The organism is Neisseria subflava, assembly GCF_003044935.1.
GTDB lineage: Bacteria > Pseudomonadota > Gammaproteobacteria > Burkholderiales > Neisseriaceae > Neisseria > Neisseria subflava_E.
Window position 1 is genome coordinate 729,100 of the sequence record NZ_POXP01000001.1, and the last position, 18,568, is coordinate 747,667.

The window sequence follows — 18,568 nt, forward strand, 5'->3', positions numbered from 1 at the left end:
ATTTTCAGACGGCCTTTTTTCCTCCTTCCTTACTTAACCATCACCCTTTCTTTCAAAGTCTTCAATACGTTCTTCACTGTATTAATCCGCACTTCGATATTTTCCATCTCTGCGGTAAATCGCAGCTTATCCGCGCCGGCAAGGCGGTATCTTTTGTCGTTTTGAATCAGCAGGATGATTTCGGTTGGATCGACATTGTTGTTTTTTCCAAAGGTTACCGTTACCGCTTCGCTGGTCGCATCAATGGCATCGATACCCAATTCTTTTGCCATAAGCCGTAAGTGGTGGCTTTCGATGAGGGTTTTGACGGGTTGTTCGGGCAGACCGAAGCGGTCGACCAGTTCTTCATGTATGGCGTTGATTTGCTGCACGGTTTCGCAGACGGCGAGGCGTTTGTAGAGGACGAGGCGCTCGTGAATGTCGGAGCAGTAGTCTTCAGGCAATAATGCCGGGCTGTGCAGTTTGATTTCGGTGGTGATGCCCAGCGGTGCGTCGAGGTCGGGCTGGCGGCCTTTTTTGAGGTCGCGCACGGCTTGTTTGAGCATTTCGGTGTAGAGCGTGAAGCCGACCTGTATCATTTCACCGGATTGTCCTTCGCCAAGGATTTCGCCTGCGCCGCGGATTTCCAAATCCTGCATGGCTAGGGTGAAACCCGCGCCGAGTTCGTCTGCCGCCGCGATGGCATCGAGGCGTTTTTCTGCGTCTTTGGTGATGTATTCGGGCGTGAGCAGGTAGGCGTAGGCTTGGTGGTGGCTGCGGCCGACGCGTCCGCGCAGCTGGTGCAGTTGTGCCAGCCCGAATTTGTCGGCGCGGTTGATGATGATGGTGTTGGCGTTGGGGATGTCAATGCCGGTTTCGATGATGGTAGAACAGAGCAACACGTTGAATCGTTGCTGTAAAAAGTCGCGCATCACTTGTTCCAACTCGCGCTCGCGCAGTTGTCCATGTGCCACGCCGATGCGGGCTTCAGGCAGCAGGGTTTCGAGCCGCTCGCGCATATTTTCAATCGTATCCACTTCATTGTGCAGGAAAAACACTTGTCCGCCGCGTTTGAGTTCGCGCAATACGGCTTCGCGCACGCTGCCTTCGCTGAAGGGTTTGACAAAGGTTTTGACGGCGAGGCGGCGGCTGGGCGCGGTAGTAATCAGCGAGAAGTCGCGCAGACCTTCGAGCGCCATGCTGAGGGTACGCGGAATCGGCGTGGCGGTCATGGTGAGGATATCGACATTGGCGCGCAGGCGTTTGAGTTGCTCTTTTTGGCGCACGCCGAAGCGGTGTTCTTCATCGATAATCACTAAACCTAAATTTTTGAATTTGATTTCGTCCTGCACCAGTTTGTGCGTGCCGATAACGATATCGACCGTGCCGTCCGCCATGCCTTCCAGCGCGGCTTTGGTGGCTTTACTGTTGTTGAAACGCGAAAGGCTGGCGACTTTCACAGGGAAATCGGCGAAGCGGTCGGCGAAGTTTTGCGCGTGCTGCTCCACCAGAAGCGTGGTCGGGGCGAGTACGGCAACTTGTTTGCCACCCATCACCGCCACAAACGCGGCGCGCAGGGCGACTTCGGTTTTGCCGAAGCCGACATCGCCGCACACGAGGCGGTCCATAGGTTTCGCCTGTGTCAAATCTTTAATCACTGCGGCAATGGCGGCGGCCTGGTCTTCGGTTTCTTCATAGCCAAAACCGTCGGCAAACGCCTGATAGTCCATCTCGTTGATTTCAAACTTGTGTCCCGATTGGGCGACGCGTTGGGCGTAGAGGTTGAGCAACTCGGCGGCGGTGTCGCGCGCTTTTTCGGCGGCTTTGCGTTTCGCCTTGTTCCACGCGCCGCTGCCGAGCTTGTGCAGGGCAACGTTTTCATGCGCCTGACCGGAGTAGCGGCTGATTAAATGCAGCTGCGAAACAGGCACATAAAGCTGCGCTTCGCCTGCGTATTCAAGCAACATCATTTCGTTGGTTTCGCCACCCAAGTCCATCGTTACCAAGCCCATATATCGGCCGATGCCGTGTTCTTCGTGTACAACAGGATCGCCGATATTGATTTCGGCAAGGTCGCGCAACAGGCCGTCTGAAACGGCGGCGTGTTTCTTACGATGATGTTTGCGCGAGCGGGCGACATATTGATAAAGATCGGATTCGGTAAGGACCGCGATGTTTTGATCTTCTAATTTAAACCCGTAAGCCAACGGCGCCACTGTAATCATCAGTGGCTCATGCGCCGACAAAAAGCCCTGCCAGTCGGACACGCTTTTGGCTTTCAAACCGTTTTGCTGTAAGAAACCGAGCATGGTTTCGCGCCGTCCCAAACTTTCAGCACACAACAAAATCCGTCCATCAAAGGCCGTCTGAAAATCTTTCAGTGCCTGCAACGGTTCATCTGCTTGGCGGTTGACGGCCACGTTTGGCAACGTATGTTCATCACCAAAAATATCCGGCAATACCTGACCATAATTTTTCAGACGGCCTGCAAAGACATCGGCAGAGAGATACAAATGCTGTGGAAGCAAAGGCGGATAAGTTTCATCGCCCTGCGCCATGGCATAACGCGATTTAACGTCGCTCCAAAAACGGTTTGCCTCGGCATGAACATCGCCCAAAGAGACAAACAGCGCATCTTTGCCGATATAGTCAAACAGCGTTTCCAGCTCGTTTTCAAAAAACAGCGGCAGATAATATTCCACACCCGCACCGAAATGGCCGTTGCTGACGGCTTTGTACACAGCAGCATCGTTCGGATTGCCATCGACTTCCTCGCGGAAGCGGCTGCGGAAAATCTTTTGCGCCTCGCTGTCGGTGGGGAACTCGTGTGCCGGCAGCAGGCGGATTTCGGAAACGGGGGAAATGGTGCGTTGCGTTTCAGTGTCAAAGGTTTTGATGCTGTCGATTTCATCGTCGAACAAATCGATGCGGTATGGCATTTCGCTGCCCATCGGGAACAAATCGACAATGCCGCCGCGCACGGCAAACTCGCCTGCCGCGACAACATGGGAAACATGGTTATAACCTGCATCCACCAAATCACTTTTCAGACGGCCTATATCCAAAGTCTGCCCCGTTTTCAGCCAAAACGTGCGCCCTGCCAGAAACGGCACAGGCGGCAGCTTCTGCATCGCCGTGGCAACCGGCACAAACAACACGTCCGCCGCGCCGCTCTTAATCTGCCATAAAGCCGAGAGCCGCTCCGATACCAAATCCTGATGCGGTGAAAAACGCTCGTAAGGCAGCGTTTCCCAGTCCGGCAGGAACACCGCCGTATCGTGCGGACGGAAAAACAGCCAGGCCGTCTGAAGGCGTAGCGCCTGTTCCGCATCTTGGGTCAAGACAACCTTGAGCTGCTTATGCGACAGATAACGCGCCAAAGCCAAGGGCAGCGAGCCTTGCGAAAGATTGAGCCAACGGGATTTTTCACGGGGTTTGGGAATTGGATAGGTCATGACAAAACAGTTTGTAATAAGTAAATACAAGCACCATAGGCCGTCTGAAAAATTTTCAGACGGCCTTTAGCGATCAAATCAATTTTCAATTTTACTGGATACAGGTTTAAAAGAATATAAGGCCTTACAATCAGACGGTCACACCTGCCAGTTTTCCAATAAATCCGGTTATCACCAATGCTGCAACGCCCCATATGCACACGCGCAAAACAGCAGGAACGACAGGTGCGCCGCCGAGTTTGGCAGAGACATAGCCCAGTCCTGCCAGTCCGCACAAAGTGGAAACTGCCAAGGTCGGAACAATGGCGGTAGAAGCTGTCAATGCGACCAGTAAAGGCAAAATCGCTCCGGCACAAAATGAAGCAGCAGAAGCCAGCGCGGCCTGCATGGGTTGGGCGGCAGAGGTTTCGGTAATGCCGATTTCGTCACGTGCATGAGCGGCGAGTGCATCGTGTTCCATCAAGGCTTTGGCCACCTCTGTGGCGAGCGGGTCGGACAAACCGCGGCGGCGGTAAATTTCCGTCAGCTCTTCCAACTCCGCATCAGGATTATTTGCCAATTCGTAGCATTCTTTGTGCAAATCGGCTTTTTCCGTATCCGATTGGCTGGACACGGAAACGTACTCCCCCGCCGCCATTGATACCGCGCCCCCGATAAGCGCCGAAACGCCCGTCAACAGCAGGGTTTGGAAATCAGGCGCGGCTGCGGCTACGCCCGTCAACAGCGAGGCAGTAGAAATCAGGCCGTCATTGGCACCCAATACGCTTGCCCGAAGCCAGTTATTGCGGTCGCTGAAATGGCGTTCGCTGTGGTGTGAATACATATATGCTCCGATAAATTGGCGGTTTCCAGATGATAACATTGTATTGTTTTTTGAAATCCATGTCAGTTTATCCCTTCAGATCAAGCATTCTTAAATCTTTCTGCTGCCATTCAAACCATAAAAACCAACACTCTTCTTTGGATTTTTTTCAGACGGCCTGAACGCTTTTACAAGCAAATTTATTGTTCCAAGTCATGGCATTATCACAAGGCAGTTTTGTGCTGCTTGGTTTATCCGCTTAAAGATGCTATCTTTATGAATCTTTCCACTCCTCAATCCATTGAAAGGATGTATCATGGCCGAAGAAAACAAAATCAAAGTAAACGATTTGCCTGAAGATAAAAAAGAGCAAACTGAAGAAACCGAACTGCCCGTTATCAACAACGAAGAAAAACGCGGCGGTCATGGCGAAGGTGGTTGCTGCGGCGCATGCGGCGGCTAAATCTTCCCGACAAAGCCTCCGAGGCCGTCTGAAAAGTCTTACTTTTCAGACGGCCTTTTCCTTTCTAAACAATTACAGGTAAATCAATGAAAGGATGCGGGAGAAGAATTTAAACCCAACCGCGTTTGTGCTACATTCACATCTTTACAAACCACAACAATCTGCACCCGCAGACACACAAGGAAGAAAAAAATGTTTTGGTATATCGTTGGTTTTTTCGCCTTCATCGTTTCCCTGCTTTCCCTTTGGGTCAATGCCAGCGCATTCGGCATGGAAGAGGATGGCACGCCGCAATCCGAATATGAAAAAATGTTGGGCTTGGGCGCGAAATTGAAAGATAAAGAGACAGCCGCAAAAGAGCGCGAAGCGGCACGCTTTCACCCTGACGATTAAGCCTTACCGACTGGACAATCTTGCCAAACTGGGCTAATGTTCCAAACGCATAATGCACACCAACACAACTATACGAGAAGGTAAGAGAAATGACTGTACGAATCGAACACGATTTACTGGGCGACCGCGAGATCCCTGCTGAAGTATATTGGGGCATCCATACTTTGCGCGCCATTGAAAACTTTAAAATTTCCACACAAAAAATTTCCGACGTACCGCAATTTGTCCGCAGCATGGTCATGGTTAAAAAAGCCACCGCGCAAGCCAACGGCGCATTGGGTGCCATCAAGCCGGAAATCGCGGCAGCCATCGAAAAAGCCTGCGATGAAGTATTGGTCAAAGGCCGCTGCCTCGACCAATTTCCGTCCGACGTTTATCAAGGCGGCGCCGGTACTTCGGTCAACATGAATACCAACGAAGTCATTGCCAACCTCGCACTGGAAGTCTTAGGTCACGAAAAAGGCCACTACGACATCGTCAATCCAATGGATCATGTCAACGCCAGCCAATCCACTAACGACGCCTACCCTACCGGCTTCCGCCTTGCCGTGTATTACAGCATCGGCGAATTGCTCGACAAACTGGCTATCCTGAAAAACGCCTTTGCCGCAAAAGCCGAAGAATTTAAAGACGTTTTGAAAATGGGCCGCACCCAGCTTCAAGATGCGGTGCCGATGACTGCCGGTCAAGAATTCCAGTCTTTCCAAGTGTTGTTGGAAGAAGAAATCCTCAACCTCGACCGCACCCGCTCCCTGCTGCTTGAAGTCAACCTCGGCGCCACCGCCATCGGTACAGGCGTGAATACGCCTAAAGGCTATGCGGCTTTGGTTGTTGAGAAACTCTCCGAAGTCAGCGGCCTGCCTTGCAAACTGACTGAAAACCTGATCGAAGCGACCTCCGACTGCGGCGCATATGTGATGGTACACGGCGCATTGAAACGCACAGCCGTCAAACTGTCCAAAATCTGTAACGACTTGCGCCTGCTTTCTTCCGGTCCGCGCGCCGGTTTGAAAGAAATCAACCTGCCTGAATTGCAGGCCGGTTCTTCCATCATGCCTGCCAAAGTCAATCCCGTGATTCCCGAAGTCGTCAACCAAGTCTGCTTCAAAGTCATCGGCAACGACACCACCATCACTTTCGCAGCCGAAGCAGGTCAGTTGCAGCTGAACGTTATGGAGCCGGTCATCGCCCAATGTATGTTTGAAACCATTTCCCTCTTGGGCAACGCCGCGGTCAACCTGGCCGACAAATGCGTCAAAGGCATTACGGTCAACCGCGAAATCTGCGAACACTACGTCTTCAACTCCATCGGTTTGGTCACTTATCTGAATCCGTACATCGGCCACCGCAATGGCGACTTGGTCGGAAAAATCTGCGCCCAAACCGGCAAAGGCGTGCGCGAAGTCGTACTGGAGCGCAGCCTGTTGAGCGAAGAAGAGCTCAACCGCATCCTCTCCCCAGAAAACCTGATTAATCCTCATCTGTAATGAGGATTTGAAATCAAAGGCCGTCTGAAACTTTAAACGTTTAAAGTTTCAGACGGCCTTTTCGTATTGATATTGATATTTATCGAATTTTTTTGCGAAATTCAGAATTAAAAGATAGCCTGACCGTCAGGTTTGATTTAACATGGTGTTGCCCCAGCCTGTTTCTTCCTTAAGGTTATGCCGGTAATGATGCCTCAAAAGGAACCGGATATTGGAATAACATCTTCATTTATTAGGAAAACCAGATGAATCAAATTACACGCGAACAAATGCTGCAAGTATTCGAAAATCGCTGCTCCACCCGTTATTACGATCCCAACAAAAAAATCAGCCAAGAAGATTTTGCCGCGATTTTAGAATTTGCCCGCCTTTCTCCCAGCTCTGTCGGCTCCGAGCCATGGAAATTCTTGTTGATTCAAAACAAAGCCCTGCGTGAGAAAATCAAGCCTTTCAGCTGGGGTATGCAATTCCAACTGGACGACTGCAGCCATCTGGTGATTATCCTTGCCAAGAAAAATGCCCGTTACGATACCCCGTTCTTCCGCAGTGTTGCCGAACGCAGGGGCCTGCAAGGAGAGCAACTGGAAAAAGCGTTGGCAAGATACAAAAGCTTCCAAGAAACCGACATTAAAATTGCCGACGACCAACGCGCACTCTTTGACTGGAGCGGCAAGCAGACCTATATTGCTTTGGCCAATATGCTTACAGGTGCAGCGGCCATCGGCATCGATTCCTGCCCAATCGAAGGCTTCAACTACGACAAAATGAACGAAGTATTGGCAGCAGAAGGCCTGTTTGATGCCAACGAATGGGGCGTATCCGTAGCGGCAACATTCGGCTATCGTGCCAAAGAAATCACTAAAAAATCACGCAAACCGATTGATGAAATGGTGACTTGGGTCGAATAAGCAGTTTGCATTCTCAGGGCGGCGAATGTCGCCCTTTTACTTTTTTAAAATAGTGAGGTAAATTCCGTAACAACAAATGCTTCTAAATTTAAAAATCAAAAGGCCGTCTGAAACCATGTGTCAGAAATCTTAGATTTCATTTCACACCGTTTCAGACGGCCTGATTTAATACGCTTCTACTTAAAACGATACTTTCAAACTGCCGTAGAAGGCACGGCCATGCTCGTTGTACGTTTGTGCGCCGGCAGTTGTACGGTACAGTTTTTTGTCAAACAGATTGCTGATACCGCCACGGACGGCCACGCGTTTGTTCCAGTTGTAGCCTGCATTGATGCCCCAAATGCCGTAAGAGCCGACTTGCGTTTGGTTATGTTCGGAAGACAACGCTGCCACGCCTGCACGCGGATTGCCGTTTTGCTCCAAACGGTTGACTGCCACGCCGCGCGGCTTGGTGCGGCCGTAGTGGGTAAAGGTCAGGTTGGCATCGAAGCGTTCGTTCGGTGTCCAAGACAGTGTGCTGTTGATGGTGTGTTTCGGCACCAAAGACAATGGATTGCCTTGATAATCTTCGGATTTGTGCATGTAAGTGAAATTGTTGCTCCACTTGAGTGTGTCATGCAACGGAATCACCAAGTTGCCTTCGATACCCGAAATAGTCGCTTTCGGCGTATTTTCCCATTGCAAAAGCCAGTTGCCGATATTGCTGGTGGCAATAAGCTGGTCGCCAATCACGATTTTATTGCGGTACGCATTATGGAAATAAGTCGCGGAAGCCTGCCAGCCGTTTTTGTTGAACTCAAGACCAATCTCTTTATTGATGCTGGTTTCAGGTTTCAAATTGCCATTGCCCATGTAGTAGCAGCGGACACTGTTCGGCGCATTAAGCGGACAGCCCTGACCGCGTGTGTACAGGATAAAGTCAGGATTGGTTTGATACAAATTTGGCGCTTTGTACGCACGGGCAATACCGCCTTTGACCAACCAGTTTTCTCCGATTTGATGCGAGAAGTTCAAAGCCGGACTCCAGTTGCTGCCGCTGTCGCTGTTGTGGTCGAAGCGGATGGCGGGAATCAGATGGGTTTTGTCGGTCAACGAAATATTGTCTTCAACGTAGGCCGCCCAGTTGCGTTGCGAAGCCTTACCGCCGCGTGTTGCGGAGATACCGTTAAACGCATCGGTTTTGCCTTGGTCTTTAAATCCCTGAGTATTGGAAGCAGGATCGTCCAACTTACTGTCAGTAAATTCCGCACCGACCGTCAATACATTATCAACACCAAGTTTGAACGGAATATTCGCTTCGCTGCTGAAACGCAGGTTTTTCAGACGGCTTTGAACAAAATCCAAGCCTGTATAGCTGCCTTCCGGACCGCCGGCCAAACCTTCAGGCAAGTGGCTGTTGACTGTGCGCTCATAACTGATCACGTTTTTGGTATCACCCCATTCCCATGCGCCATCATGAGTAAGCGAGAAAGCAGAACGATATAAGCGTGCGGTTTCGGCTTTGCTGTCGGCCAAAGAATTAACCAAAGCGGAACGCGGATTGCTGTTTTGCGTATCGCCGTTGTAGATATTGCCCTGACGGCTGTAGCTGCTGTCCAAAATCAGCGTTTGCGCTGGGCTGATTTTCCATTGCAGACGGCCTGCGATGTCTTTATTGCGTACGCCTTCGACACCGGCCGCGCTGTCATTACCGTGTCCGGCATTAATATCAGCAGCATCTGCATCCGTTTTATTCAAATTGCCGTAAATGCGGAAGCCCAAAGTATCTTGAATAATCGGGCCGCTCAAATTGAAGCCGATACGGCGGGTTGCGCCTTCTTTGCTGTCTTGCGGTTGATTGGCGTAAAGATTGACCTGGCCTTTAAATTCTTTAGACACTTTTTTGGTAACAATATTGACCACGCCGCCCATCGCGCCGGAGCCGTAACGCGTTGCCGCCGGACCGCGTAAAACAGTGATGGATTCGATTTCTTCAACCGGCACCCAGTTGCTATCGCCGCGCGTATTGCGTTCACCGCGCATACTGATACGCTCGGATTGGCGCGAGTTTACAGGCTTGCCGTCAATCAAAATCAATGTGTTTTCAGGGCCCATACCGCGCAAGTCAATTTGGCGTTTGTTGCCGCGCTGACCCGTCGCTGTATTGCCGGTCAGGTTGACGCCCGGCATGGTGCGGACAAATTCGGAAATATCGTTGACGGCAGGACGCTTGTCGATGTCGTCTTTCGAAATACGCGATACGCCCAGCGACTGTTGCAGTTGCTTCTCGGCAGTAACGTAAACGGTATCGACTTCAGCCTGTTCAACTGCTTTCTCTTCAGCTGCGTGTGAGAATGCACTAATTAACGCCAAAGGCAAAATGGCGAGTGTGAATGTTTTCATTGCATCGTTTCTCTTGGTTTTGTTTGTTTAAAATCAAAATAAAAATTATTTGAGATTTTAAATAAACTTAACAGAGTTTTCAATGCAATTAAGAGTGATTTACAATTAAAAGTTAAATTGTGCTAATAGAAATAACAAAATACCAAACAAGTAAAAAGGCCGTCTGAAACAGTATGAAACGAAATCCGAGATTCCTATCATACCGTTCAGACGGCCTTATTCAATTTTTAATTATTTGCCTGCTGCTTTTTGCAAAAGGGCATACAATTCGTCTTTGAGTTTGAGTTTGGCTTTTTTCAGCTCTTCAATCTCTTCAGCACCGCTGGTTACCACGTTATTCACCAAACCGGTAATTTTATCGTCCAGCTCGTTGTGCTCCTCAAACAAACGAGCAAAGTGTGCATCCTCTTGTTTCAGTTTAGAAATCAGATCGCGATATTCTGGAAACATTTTGTTTTCCTCTCTTGTTAATTAAATAAAAAAGTACTGCTGTCAAAAACCAGGACGAATCAATCTTTAGCTTCATTATAACAAACACGGGCGTTTTATCCAGTCTTTTTTAAGTCGAAACTGTTTTACATCAAAATTAATAATATCAACATAAGTTAGCGCCAAAAATAGAAAGAAACGGCTTTATAGACGGCTTGCCGACTTGGGCATACAATCGGGCCTATGCGTTTACACAATGGCCGAACCACCCTATTCCGTCATATCAACGGCATGGACGGACAATTTATCCTGCTTGAGAACCATCCTTCATGGATGCCGGTCAATGATGCCGATTTCAACCATGCCGCACCCCTGTCCGACGGTTTGGCCGTGCACCAAGAATCGTTTTATCCATTTGAAAAAATAAATGCCGCCGAATCGGCAGACAATATCAAAATCTTCAGCGAAGAAGCCCTACGGCTGGAGAAAGAACGATTAAATGCAGTAGCCTTAGTAGAACTGGCAAAAAATCTTAAAGCCGCCCAAGCCGAAGCCGACTTAGCCGCGCTTCTGGAAAAAATGGATTTTCATTTAAAACAAGATGATATTTTCAAATAAACCCTTCAATCTCAGGCCGTCTGAAACCAAACACCCGACACAATTGTTGACAATGCAAGAAAAATAGTTCATCTTGAACCAATTCGCAGCACTCCATCCTATATTTTCAGCCCATCACAAAGGAATCGAGAACATGTTTTCAAAAAGCGTTACCCTCGCACAATATGACCCCGATTTGGCAGCAGCCATCGCCCAAGAAGACAAGCGCCAGCAAGACCATGTCGAGCTGATCGCCTCTGAAAACTACGTCAGCTGCGCCGTAATGGAAGCCCAAGGTTCGCAATTGACCAACAAATACGCTGAAGGCTATCCTGGCAAACGCTACTACGGTGGCTGCGAATATGTTGATATTGTTGAACAATTAGCGATTGATCGCGTAAAAGAACTGTTTGGCGCCGCCTATGCCAACGTTCAACCGCACTCCGGCTCCCAAGCCAACCAAGCCGTGTACGCTTCTGTTTTGAAACCGGGCGACACCATTTTGGGCATGTCTCTGGCACACGGCGGCCACTTGACCCACGGCGCAAGCGTCAACATCTCCGGCAAACTCTACAACGCCATTACTTATGGTTTGGATGAAAACGAAGTTCTCGATTATGCTGAAGTAGAACGCTTGGCTCTTGAACATAAACCTAAAATGATTGTGGCCGGTGCATCTGCCTACGCGTTGCAAATCGACTGGGCAAAATTCCGCGAAATCGCCGATAAAGTCGGCGCATACCTCTTTGTCGATATGGCGCACTACGCCGGTCTGATTGCCGGTGGCGAATATCCTAACCCCGTGCCATTCTGCGACTTCGTGACCACCACCACCCACAAAACCCTGCGCGGCCCTCGCGGCGGTGTGATTTTGTGCCGTGACAATACCCACGAAAAAGCGCTGAACTCTTCCATCTTCCCAAGCCTGCAAGGTGGTCCGTTGATGCACGTTATTGCTGCCAAAGCCGTGGCGTTTAAAGAAGCGCTTCAACCTGAGTTCAAACAATACGCAAAACAAGTGAAAATCAATGCTGCCGCTATGGCGGAAGAGTTGGTTAAACGCGGTTTGCGCATCGTTTCCGGCCGTACTGAAAGCCACGTTTTCCTCGTTGACCTGCAACCGATGAAAATCACCGGCAAAGCCGCCGAAGCCGCTTTGGGCAAAGCTCACATCACCGTCAACAAAAACGCCATCCCGAACGATCCGGAAAAACCATTCGTTACCTCCGGCATCCGCATCGGCTCCGCCGCCATGACTACACGCGGCTTTAACGAAGCCGACGCGCGCGTATTGGCAAACTTGGTTGCCGACGTATTGGCCAACCCTGAAGACGAAGCCAACCTCGCCAAAGTCCGCGAACAAGTGACTGCTTTGTGCGATAAATATCCGGTTTACGGCGCATAAACATTTCGCCTTGGATAAAATAACAGGCCGTCTGAAACTTCAGACGGCCTTTTTTTATTTCAACTTTTCTTTTAAATTTCAAAACTGTTTGTTTCGCTGACTTTGCGTATCATGCCTGCCGCGACAGTATGGTTGGTGGCTTCGTCAATCAAAATAAACGCGCCTTGGGCATGGTTGTCCTCGTATGCGGCAGCGGCAAGAGGCTGTTGGGTTTTGAAACTGACGCTGCCGATGTCGTTGAGCTTGAGCGTTTCGGCGGATTCGACGCGGCTGAGGGTGTTCACGTCCCAAACATAGGCAATTTCGCTGATTTTTACGGGCGTGGTTTGGGTAGTGTGTTTCAGCAAATATTTGCGGCGCAGATTGAGCGGAATATCGTCAAACCAGCAAAGCGCGGCTTGAAATTGTTGTTCGGGAACAATGGCGCTGTCGGCTGAAACAATGCTGTTGCCGCGTGAAATATCGATGTCGGTATCCAAAACGACAGTCAACACTTCCCCTGCCTCGGCAGATTCGGTTTTACCGTTTGCATTATAGATTTCGGCAACTTTGGCAACATGGCCGCTGGGCAGGACTTTGACTTCATCGCCCACTTTCAGACGGCCCGCTTCCAATCTGCCTTGATAGCCGCGGAAGTCGTCACTGCTGCTGCCGTCTTGGCGCGCCACGCGTTGTACGGGAAAATGCGCGGCTTGGTCGGCGGCATTTTGACGGTTGACGGGCAGGCTTTCAAGCAAAGGCAAAAGCGGTAAACCTTGATACCACGGGGTTTGACTGCTTGCATTGACGATATTGTCGCCTTTCAAGGCGCTGATGGGCAGGAAGTGGATTTGTGCTTGGAGGCCGATTTGTTCTGCCAGTTTTCGATAGGCTTCGGTAATGGCTTGATATTTGGCTTCGTCAAAGTCGAGCAGGTCGAGTTTGTTGACGGCGACGATGATATTGGGGCAGCCCAAGAGCTTCAAAATCGCGCTGTGGCGTTTGGTCTGCGGCAGGAGAACGGGCTCGCTGCCTGAAAAATCGACGCGTGTGGCATCTACCAAAATAATGGCGGCATCGGCAGTCGATGCGCCGGTAACCATATTACGCGTGTATTGCTCATGTCCCGGTGTATCGGCAATGATGAATTTGCGTTTGGGTGTAGCGAAATAACGGTAGGCGACGTCAATGGTAATGCCTTGTTCGCGCTCGGCGGCAAGACCGTCTGTCAGGCTGGCAAAATCAGGCGTTTCGCCGTTTTCAGCGGCACGGTTGAGCTTGTCAATTTGATCGGTCAGCAAGGTTTTGCTGTCGTAGAGCAGGCGGCCGATGAGGGTGGATTTGCCATCATCGACACTGCCGGCCGTAATGAAGCGTAAAAGCGGAGCGGAAGCTGCGGTCATGATTCTTTCCCATTTCTCGTGATTTCTCAAACTGACTGCTACTTTAAACAGGCCGTCTGAAAATGGGAAAGAATGTTTGGTTGTTAAAAAAGCTGTTTTCGTTATATCGCAAAGCTATGGGATATTGCCTCACGCTATCCGTTTTCTCCGGGTCGCCAACCAACACACAATCGATCCTAAGCACACCATTCCCGCACCCTGCCAAAACGTCATGGACAAAGGCGCGCTAATCAAAAATGATGACACTACCGCAGACAATACCGGAATGAAATAAGATGCGCCTGCCAATACAGTCAGATTACCGCGCGAAATACCGATATTCCACACTGCATAGCCCAAGCCCATACAAGACGCGGCGGCAACGGCATAGCCGAGCGATACAGAATCAAAACTCAACGTATCCGCGCCGCTGAGAAAATACTCTATCCACAACAGTATCGACACCAGCGCAAAGAAGAAGCCGACGCTGCTGCCTTCCGCTTTCACGCGCGCCGTCAGCGTACAATATGCCGCCCAAAACACTGCGTCCGCAAATGCCATGATGTAGCCGCCGGGATTGGTGCGGACATTGTGGTAAATACCGGAAACCGACAAGCCGACATCGCCGCCCAATACAGTGGCAATCCCTAAAAACGACAGCACAAAGCCGATGACTATCCACCATTTTGACGGCTGTTTGTTGAAATATACCGCTCCGACGATGGTAAACGTCGGCCACAAATAATTGACCATGCCGATTTCCACCGCCTGTCTCGCGTTTTGCGCAAAACCGACCGAGAGCGACAAACACAGTTCGCAGCCGACAAAAAACACGCTCGCCCAAAACAGATAGCTGCGGTTGTAATTGCGCAAATGCGGCCGGCCGAAAATCAGCCAAATCAATACGGTAGACAGGGTGTACATCATTGCCGCGCCGCCCACTGCCCCCATATGCAGGCTCAAAGAGCGTATCAGAGAAATGACAAAGCTCCACAAAGCAACGGCAAGCAGCCCGATGGCAGTAGCTTGTTTGGAGGAGATGTTTTGAGATAAGAAATGAATCATGGCGTATGTGTTGAAGATGTTATTAGGTTTATTGTAGTTTGAATATATCGTTTCTACATTAATTATTTTAACGGTTTCAAGGCCGTCTGAAAATGATTGTTTCAGACGGCCTTCTATTTACAATTAGTCCTAAACATGACTATAATCCGCATCCAATTAGTCAATATTGAGACCAATTTATGAATCAGCTCGATCAACTCGGTATGCGCATCAGCCACATAGACAGCGCATTTGACCAATGGATTAAACAGCAAAACACCAACTACAACACCTTAGCCGTGCTATACACCTTAGCCACCGAAGGCAGCCGCACTCAAAAATACATAGGCGAAGAATGGAGCCTGCCCAAGCAAACCGTTTCCGGCACATGCAAAACGCTGGCGGAACAAGGCTTGCTGACATTTCAAGAAAGCGAACAAGACAAACGCGAACGCTTATTGTCGCTGACCGAGCAAGGCAAGGAATCTGCCGCACCATTGATGCAAAACATGCAGGAATTCAGCAAACGAATTTTTACCGCCTTCGGTGAAAAACGTGCAGCCCGACTGTTTGCCGATTTGGACGCGTTGGCCGAATTAATGGCGCAAACCCTCAATACTAAATAAGGAGGGCAACCATGTGGAAAATGTTGAAACACATCGGTCAAACACACCGCCGCAAACTCATCACAACCTTCTCTCTCGTCGGCTTGGATAATCTGCTCTTGCTGATATATCCCGTATTTGGCGGCTGGGCGATTAATGCCGTTATGGAAGGCAACGTCTGGCAGGCAATGTTGTATGGTGTGGTGGTTTTATTAATGTGGATAATCGGCGCCGCCCGAAGGATAGCCGATACGCGCACATTTACCAAAATCTATACTGAAATAGCCATCCCGGTCGTTTTGGAACAGCGCAAACGAGAAGTACCGCATTCCGCCATTACCGCACGCGTCGCTCTATCGCGTGAGTTTGTCAGTTTCTTTGAAGAACACCTGCCCATCGCTGCTACTTCGCTGGTCTCCATCTTCGGTGCATGTATGATGTTGCTGATACTGGAATTTTGGGTGGGTGTATTGGCTGTCGCGATACTTGCCCTGTTTTTATGGTTGCTGCCGCGTTTTGCCGCCATCAGCGAAAATCTATATTTCCGTTTAAACAACCGGCTTGAACGCGACAACTACCTTATCCGCGACGGCAACGAGCATCAGCTCTACCGCCACTATGGCTGGGTTGCCAAACTACGCGTGCTGATTTCCAACCGCGAAGCCTTAGGCTATCTCAGTATCGGCATGGCAATGAGCGTATTGTTCGGCTTCGCCTTTATACACATGACGCTTAAAGGCTATGGCAGCGCCGGCCATATCTATTCCGTCAGCACTTATTTATGGATGTTTGCAATGAGCTTGGACGATGTACCGCGCTTGGTCGAACAATACTCCAATCTAAAAGATATCGGACAACGCGTTGAACTCTTGGAAGAAAACAATCTTTCCAAGGCCGTCTGAAACCTTAACACACTATCAGGATATATTATGAGTTGGTTTTATTTAATCTTAGCCGGTATGCTGGAAATCGGCTGGCCATTAGGCTTGAAGCTGGCACAACAGGAAGGCTACCGCTGGCATGGCTTTGCCGCCGCGCTTGCCTGCATCATCGGCAGCGGATACTTCCTTTACCTTGCCCAAAAAAGTATTCCGATGGGTACAGCCTACGCCGTCTGGACAGGCATAGGCGCGGCGGGGGCTTTTTTGGTAGGCGTTGTATTTTTCAACGATGCTGCCAACTTCGGCCGCTGGCTTGGCGCATTTCTCATCATCTCCGGCGTCGTAGTGATGAAACTCTCCAGCGGAAACTGAAAATCTCGTTTCTATCCAATCCAAGGCCGTCTGAACGAGCATGTTCAGACGGCCTAATACCTTCCCGAATATAACGAAATCATCTTAAATTAAAACCAAGCATTCTTTCCTTTTTTCAGACGGCCTGTTTAAAGTGGCGATTGTCCATTATTCAAACAATCGGTTATAGCCGTCCAACAAAGGAATCCAAATGAGCCAAGCCAATCCGCTTCCACCCGAACTCTCCGTCCAACTCTCCACCCTATCCCCCACCCAACTTGCCTGGCTCTCTGGCTATTGCTGGGCGCAAAGCCAAGGCGTATCCGGAGCAGCAGCCGAACCATCTGCCCTGCAAACAGCCGCCTCGACAGTCAGCCGCCGCGTATTAGTCCTCTCCGCCTCACAAACCGGCAATGCCCGTAGCGTTGCCGAATCCTTACACACCAAACTTCAAGCCGCCGGCGTAGAAGCCCGCCTCAACAGCGCAAGCGATTTCAAAAGCAAAACCCTGCCCGACGAAGACATCGTGCTTTTGGTTACCTCCACCCAAGGCGAAGGCGAACCGCCCGAAGAAGCCCTGCCCCTGTACAAATTCATCTACGGCAAAAAGAAACCTGATCTCAGCAAACTCACCTTTGCCGTCTTGGGCCTTGGCGACTCCTCCTATCCCAACTTCTGCCAAGCAGGCAAAGACTTTGATGCCAAATTTGCCGAACTGGGCGCAGGCCGTCTGAACGACTTGGGCATTTGCGACTTAGAATTCCAAGCCGATGTCGACACATGGATTGCCGCCGTCGTACCCAAAGTAGCCGAATTGACCGCCCAAGCAGCAAGCCCAAGTCCAACCGCTACACCAAACGGCTCGGCAACACCAAGCAGCGGCACAGTCTACACCAAAGAAAAACCCTACACAGCCACCCTATCCGTGCGCCAAAAAATCACATCGCGCGACGCAGAAAAAGACGTCGAACACATCGAAATCGACCTCAGCGGCTCAGGTTTGCATTATCAGGCAGGCGACGCGCTCGGCGTATGGCCGCTTAATGCCGCCGACCTCGTTCAAGAAATCCTCGACCTCAACCAACTGACCGGCAGCGAAACCGTCCAACTTTCAGACGGCCGCGAAACCGACATCCGCACCGCCCTGACCGAATCCGCAGACATCACCCAAAACACACCCGCCTTCGTCCAACAATACGCCGAATTAACAAACAACAAAGAACTCAAAACCATAGCCACAGATAAAGCCCAACTGGATGCCTACCTCGCCACCACACCGCCCGTAGGCGTATTTGCCGCCTATCCGCACCCACTGGACGCACAAACCCTATACAGCCTCTTCCGCCCACAAACCCCGCGACTCTATTCCATCGCCTCCGCACAAGACGAAGTCGGCGAAGAAGTCCACCTCACCATCGGCGTCGTCCGTTTCGACCACCACGACCACACCTACACCGGCGCAGCATCCGGCTACTTGGGCGAACGCCTCGAAGAAGGCAGCGAAGTCCGCGTCTTTGTCGAACCCAACCCCAACTTCCACCTGCCACAAAACGGCGATACACCCATCATCATGATCGGCGCAGGCACAGGCGTCGCCCCCTTCCGCTCCTTTATGCAACAACGCGCCGCCAATGGTGACAGCGGCAAAAACTGGCTCTTCTTCGGCAACCAACGCCTGGCTGACGACTTCCTCTACCAACTCGAATGGAGCGAATGGCGCAAAGACGGCCTCCTCACCCGCGCCGACCTCGCATGGAGCCGGCAAGGCGAACACAAGGTCTACGTCCAACACAAAATCGCCGAACGCGCCGCCGAAGTTTGGGACTGGCTGCAACAAGGCGCACACATCTACGTCTGCGGCGACGCCGCACGCATGGCACGCGATGTCGAAAACGCCCTGATCGAAGTCATCGAAACCCAAGGCAAACTCAGCCGTGACGAAGCCGAAGACTATCTCAACGACCTGCGCGAAGACAAACGCTACCAACGCGACATTTATTGATTGGATAAACAAAAATAAAGGCCG

Annotated in this window: 16 protein-coding genes; 10 read left to right on the top strand and 6 right to left on the bottom strand. The window is 50.5% G+C overall.

What is annotated here, in order from left to right; genetic code table 11:
- Nucleotides 1–29: 29 nt before the first annotated feature.
- Both mfd and DBY95_RS03535 read right to left on the bottom strand, forming a co-directional pair.
- The gene (gene mfd, locus DBY95_RS03530; protein ID WP_107723407.1) at nt 30–3,434 is read right to left on the bottom strand and encodes a transcription-repair coupling factor; all 3,405 of its coding nucleotides are present in this window, start codon (nt 3,432–3,434) and stop codon (nt 30–32) included.
- Between the two features lie 130 nt (nt 3,435–3,564).
- Complete coding sequence (locus tag DBY95_RS03535; protein ID WP_070625692.1) at nt 3,565–4,257, bottom strand: VIT1/CCC1 transporter family protein; 693 nt, start codon at nt 4,255–4,257, stop codon at nt 3,565–3,567.
- A gap of 295 nt (nt 4,258–4,552) precedes the next feature.
- Between DBY95_RS03535 and DBY95_RS10595 the strand changes: the two genes are divergently transcribed.
- From DBY95_RS10595 to DBY95_RS03550, 4 genes are all read left to right on the top strand, one after another.
- Entirely contained in the window at nt 4,553–4,699 is a 147-nt protein-coding gene (locus DBY95_RS10595; RefSeq protein ID WP_049336812.1) for a hypothetical protein, read from the top strand.
- A gap of 192 nt (nt 4,700–4,891) precedes the next feature.
- Nucleotides 4,892–5,092: a hypothetical protein gene (locus tag DBY95_RS03540; RefSeq protein WP_003746297.1), complete on the top strand. Its 201-nt coding sequence runs from the start codon at nt 4,892–4,894 to the stop codon at nt 5,090–5,092.
- Between the two features lie 89 nt (nt 5,093–5,181).
- Nucleotides 5,182–6,579: an aspartate ammonia-lyase gene (gene aspA / locus DBY95_RS03545; protein WP_107723408.1), complete on the top strand. Its 1,398-nt coding sequence runs from the start codon at nt 5,182–5,184 to the stop codon at nt 6,577–6,579.
- 245 nt (nt 6,580–6,824) lie between these two features.
- Nucleotides 6,825–7,487, top strand: coding sequence for an NAD(P)H-dependent oxidoreductase (locus DBY95_RS03550; protein WP_107723409.1), 663 nt, complete (start codon nt 6,825–6,827; stop codon nt 7,485–7,487).
- A gap of 180 nt (nt 7,488–7,667) precedes the next feature.
- Here the strand turns inward: DBY95_RS03550 and DBY95_RS03555 are convergent, their stop codons facing one another.
- A complete protein-coding gene (locus tag DBY95_RS03555; RefSeq protein ID WP_107723410.1) occupies nt 7,668–9,869 on the bottom strand; it encodes a FepA family TonB-dependent siderophore receptor in 2,202 nt (733 codons plus the stop codon).
- A gap of 231 nt (nt 9,870–10,100) precedes the next feature.
- Nucleotides 10,101–10,319 (bottom strand): YdcH family protein, encoded by a 219-nt coding sequence (locus tag DBY95_RS03560; RefSeq protein ID WP_003746288.1) that lies wholly within the window; start codon nt 10,317–10,319, stop codon nt 10,101–10,103.
- Nucleotides 10,320–10,541: 222 nt separating this feature from the next.
- Between DBY95_RS03560 and DBY95_RS03565 the strand changes: the two genes are divergently transcribed.
- Nucleotides 10,542–10,916, top strand: coding sequence for a hypothetical protein (locus DBY95_RS03565; protein ID WP_107723411.1), 375 nt, complete (start codon nt 10,542–10,544; stop codon nt 10,914–10,916).
- Between the two features lie 133 nt (nt 10,917–11,049).
- Nucleotides 11,050–12,300: a serine hydroxymethyltransferase gene (gene glyA, locus DBY95_RS03570; protein WP_107723412.1), complete on the top strand. Its 1,251-nt coding sequence runs from the start codon at nt 11,050–11,052 to the stop codon at nt 12,298–12,300.
- A gap of 71 nt (nt 12,301–12,371) precedes the next feature.
- On the opposite strand, the gene DBY95_RS03575 is transcribed toward glyA, so the two are convergent.
- Nucleotides 12,372–13,682, bottom strand: coding sequence for a sulfate adenylyltransferase subunit 1 (locus tag DBY95_RS03575; protein ID WP_107723413.1), 1,311 nt, complete (start codon nt 13,680–13,682; stop codon nt 12,372–12,374).
- A 129-nt stretch (nt 13,683–13,811) separates the two neighbouring features.
- On the bottom strand, nt 13,812–14,726 hold the full coding sequence (gene yddG / locus DBY95_RS03580) for an aromatic amino acid DMT transporter YddG (protein WP_234394582.1): 915 nt from the start codon (nt 14,724–14,726) through the stop codon (nt 13,812–13,814).
- Nucleotides 14,727–14,905: 179 nt separating this feature from the next.
- Between yddG and DBY95_RS03585 the strand changes: the two genes are divergently transcribed.
- The 4 genes from DBY95_RS03585 (at nt 14,906) to DBY95_RS03600 (ending at nt 18,544) form a co-directional block, all read left to right on the top strand.
- Nucleotides 14,906–15,331: a MarR family winged helix-turn-helix transcriptional regulator gene (locus tag DBY95_RS03585; protein WP_107723415.1), complete on the top strand. Its 426-nt coding sequence runs from the start codon at nt 14,906–14,908 to the stop codon at nt 15,329–15,331.
- 11 nt (nt 15,332–15,342) lie between these two features.
- Entirely contained in the window at nt 15,343–16,212 is an 870-nt protein-coding gene (locus tag DBY95_RS03590; RefSeq protein WP_107723416.1) for an ABC transporter six-transmembrane domain-containing protein, read from the top strand.
- 27 nt (nt 16,213–16,239) lie between these two features.
- Nucleotides 16,240–16,563 carry a DMT family transporter gene (locus tag DBY95_RS03595; protein ID WP_107723417.1) on the top strand — a complete coding sequence of 108 codons (324 nt, stop codon included), beginning with the start codon at nt 16,240–16,242 and terminating at the stop codon, nt 16,561–16,563.
- A gap of 190 nt (nt 16,564–16,753) precedes the next feature.
- On the top strand, nt 16,754–18,544 hold the full coding sequence (locus DBY95_RS03600; protein WP_107723418.1) for an assimilatory sulfite reductase (NADPH) flavoprotein subunit: 1,791 nt from the start codon (nt 16,754–16,756) through the stop codon (nt 18,542–18,544).
- Nucleotides 18,545–18,568: the final 24 nt, after the last annotated feature.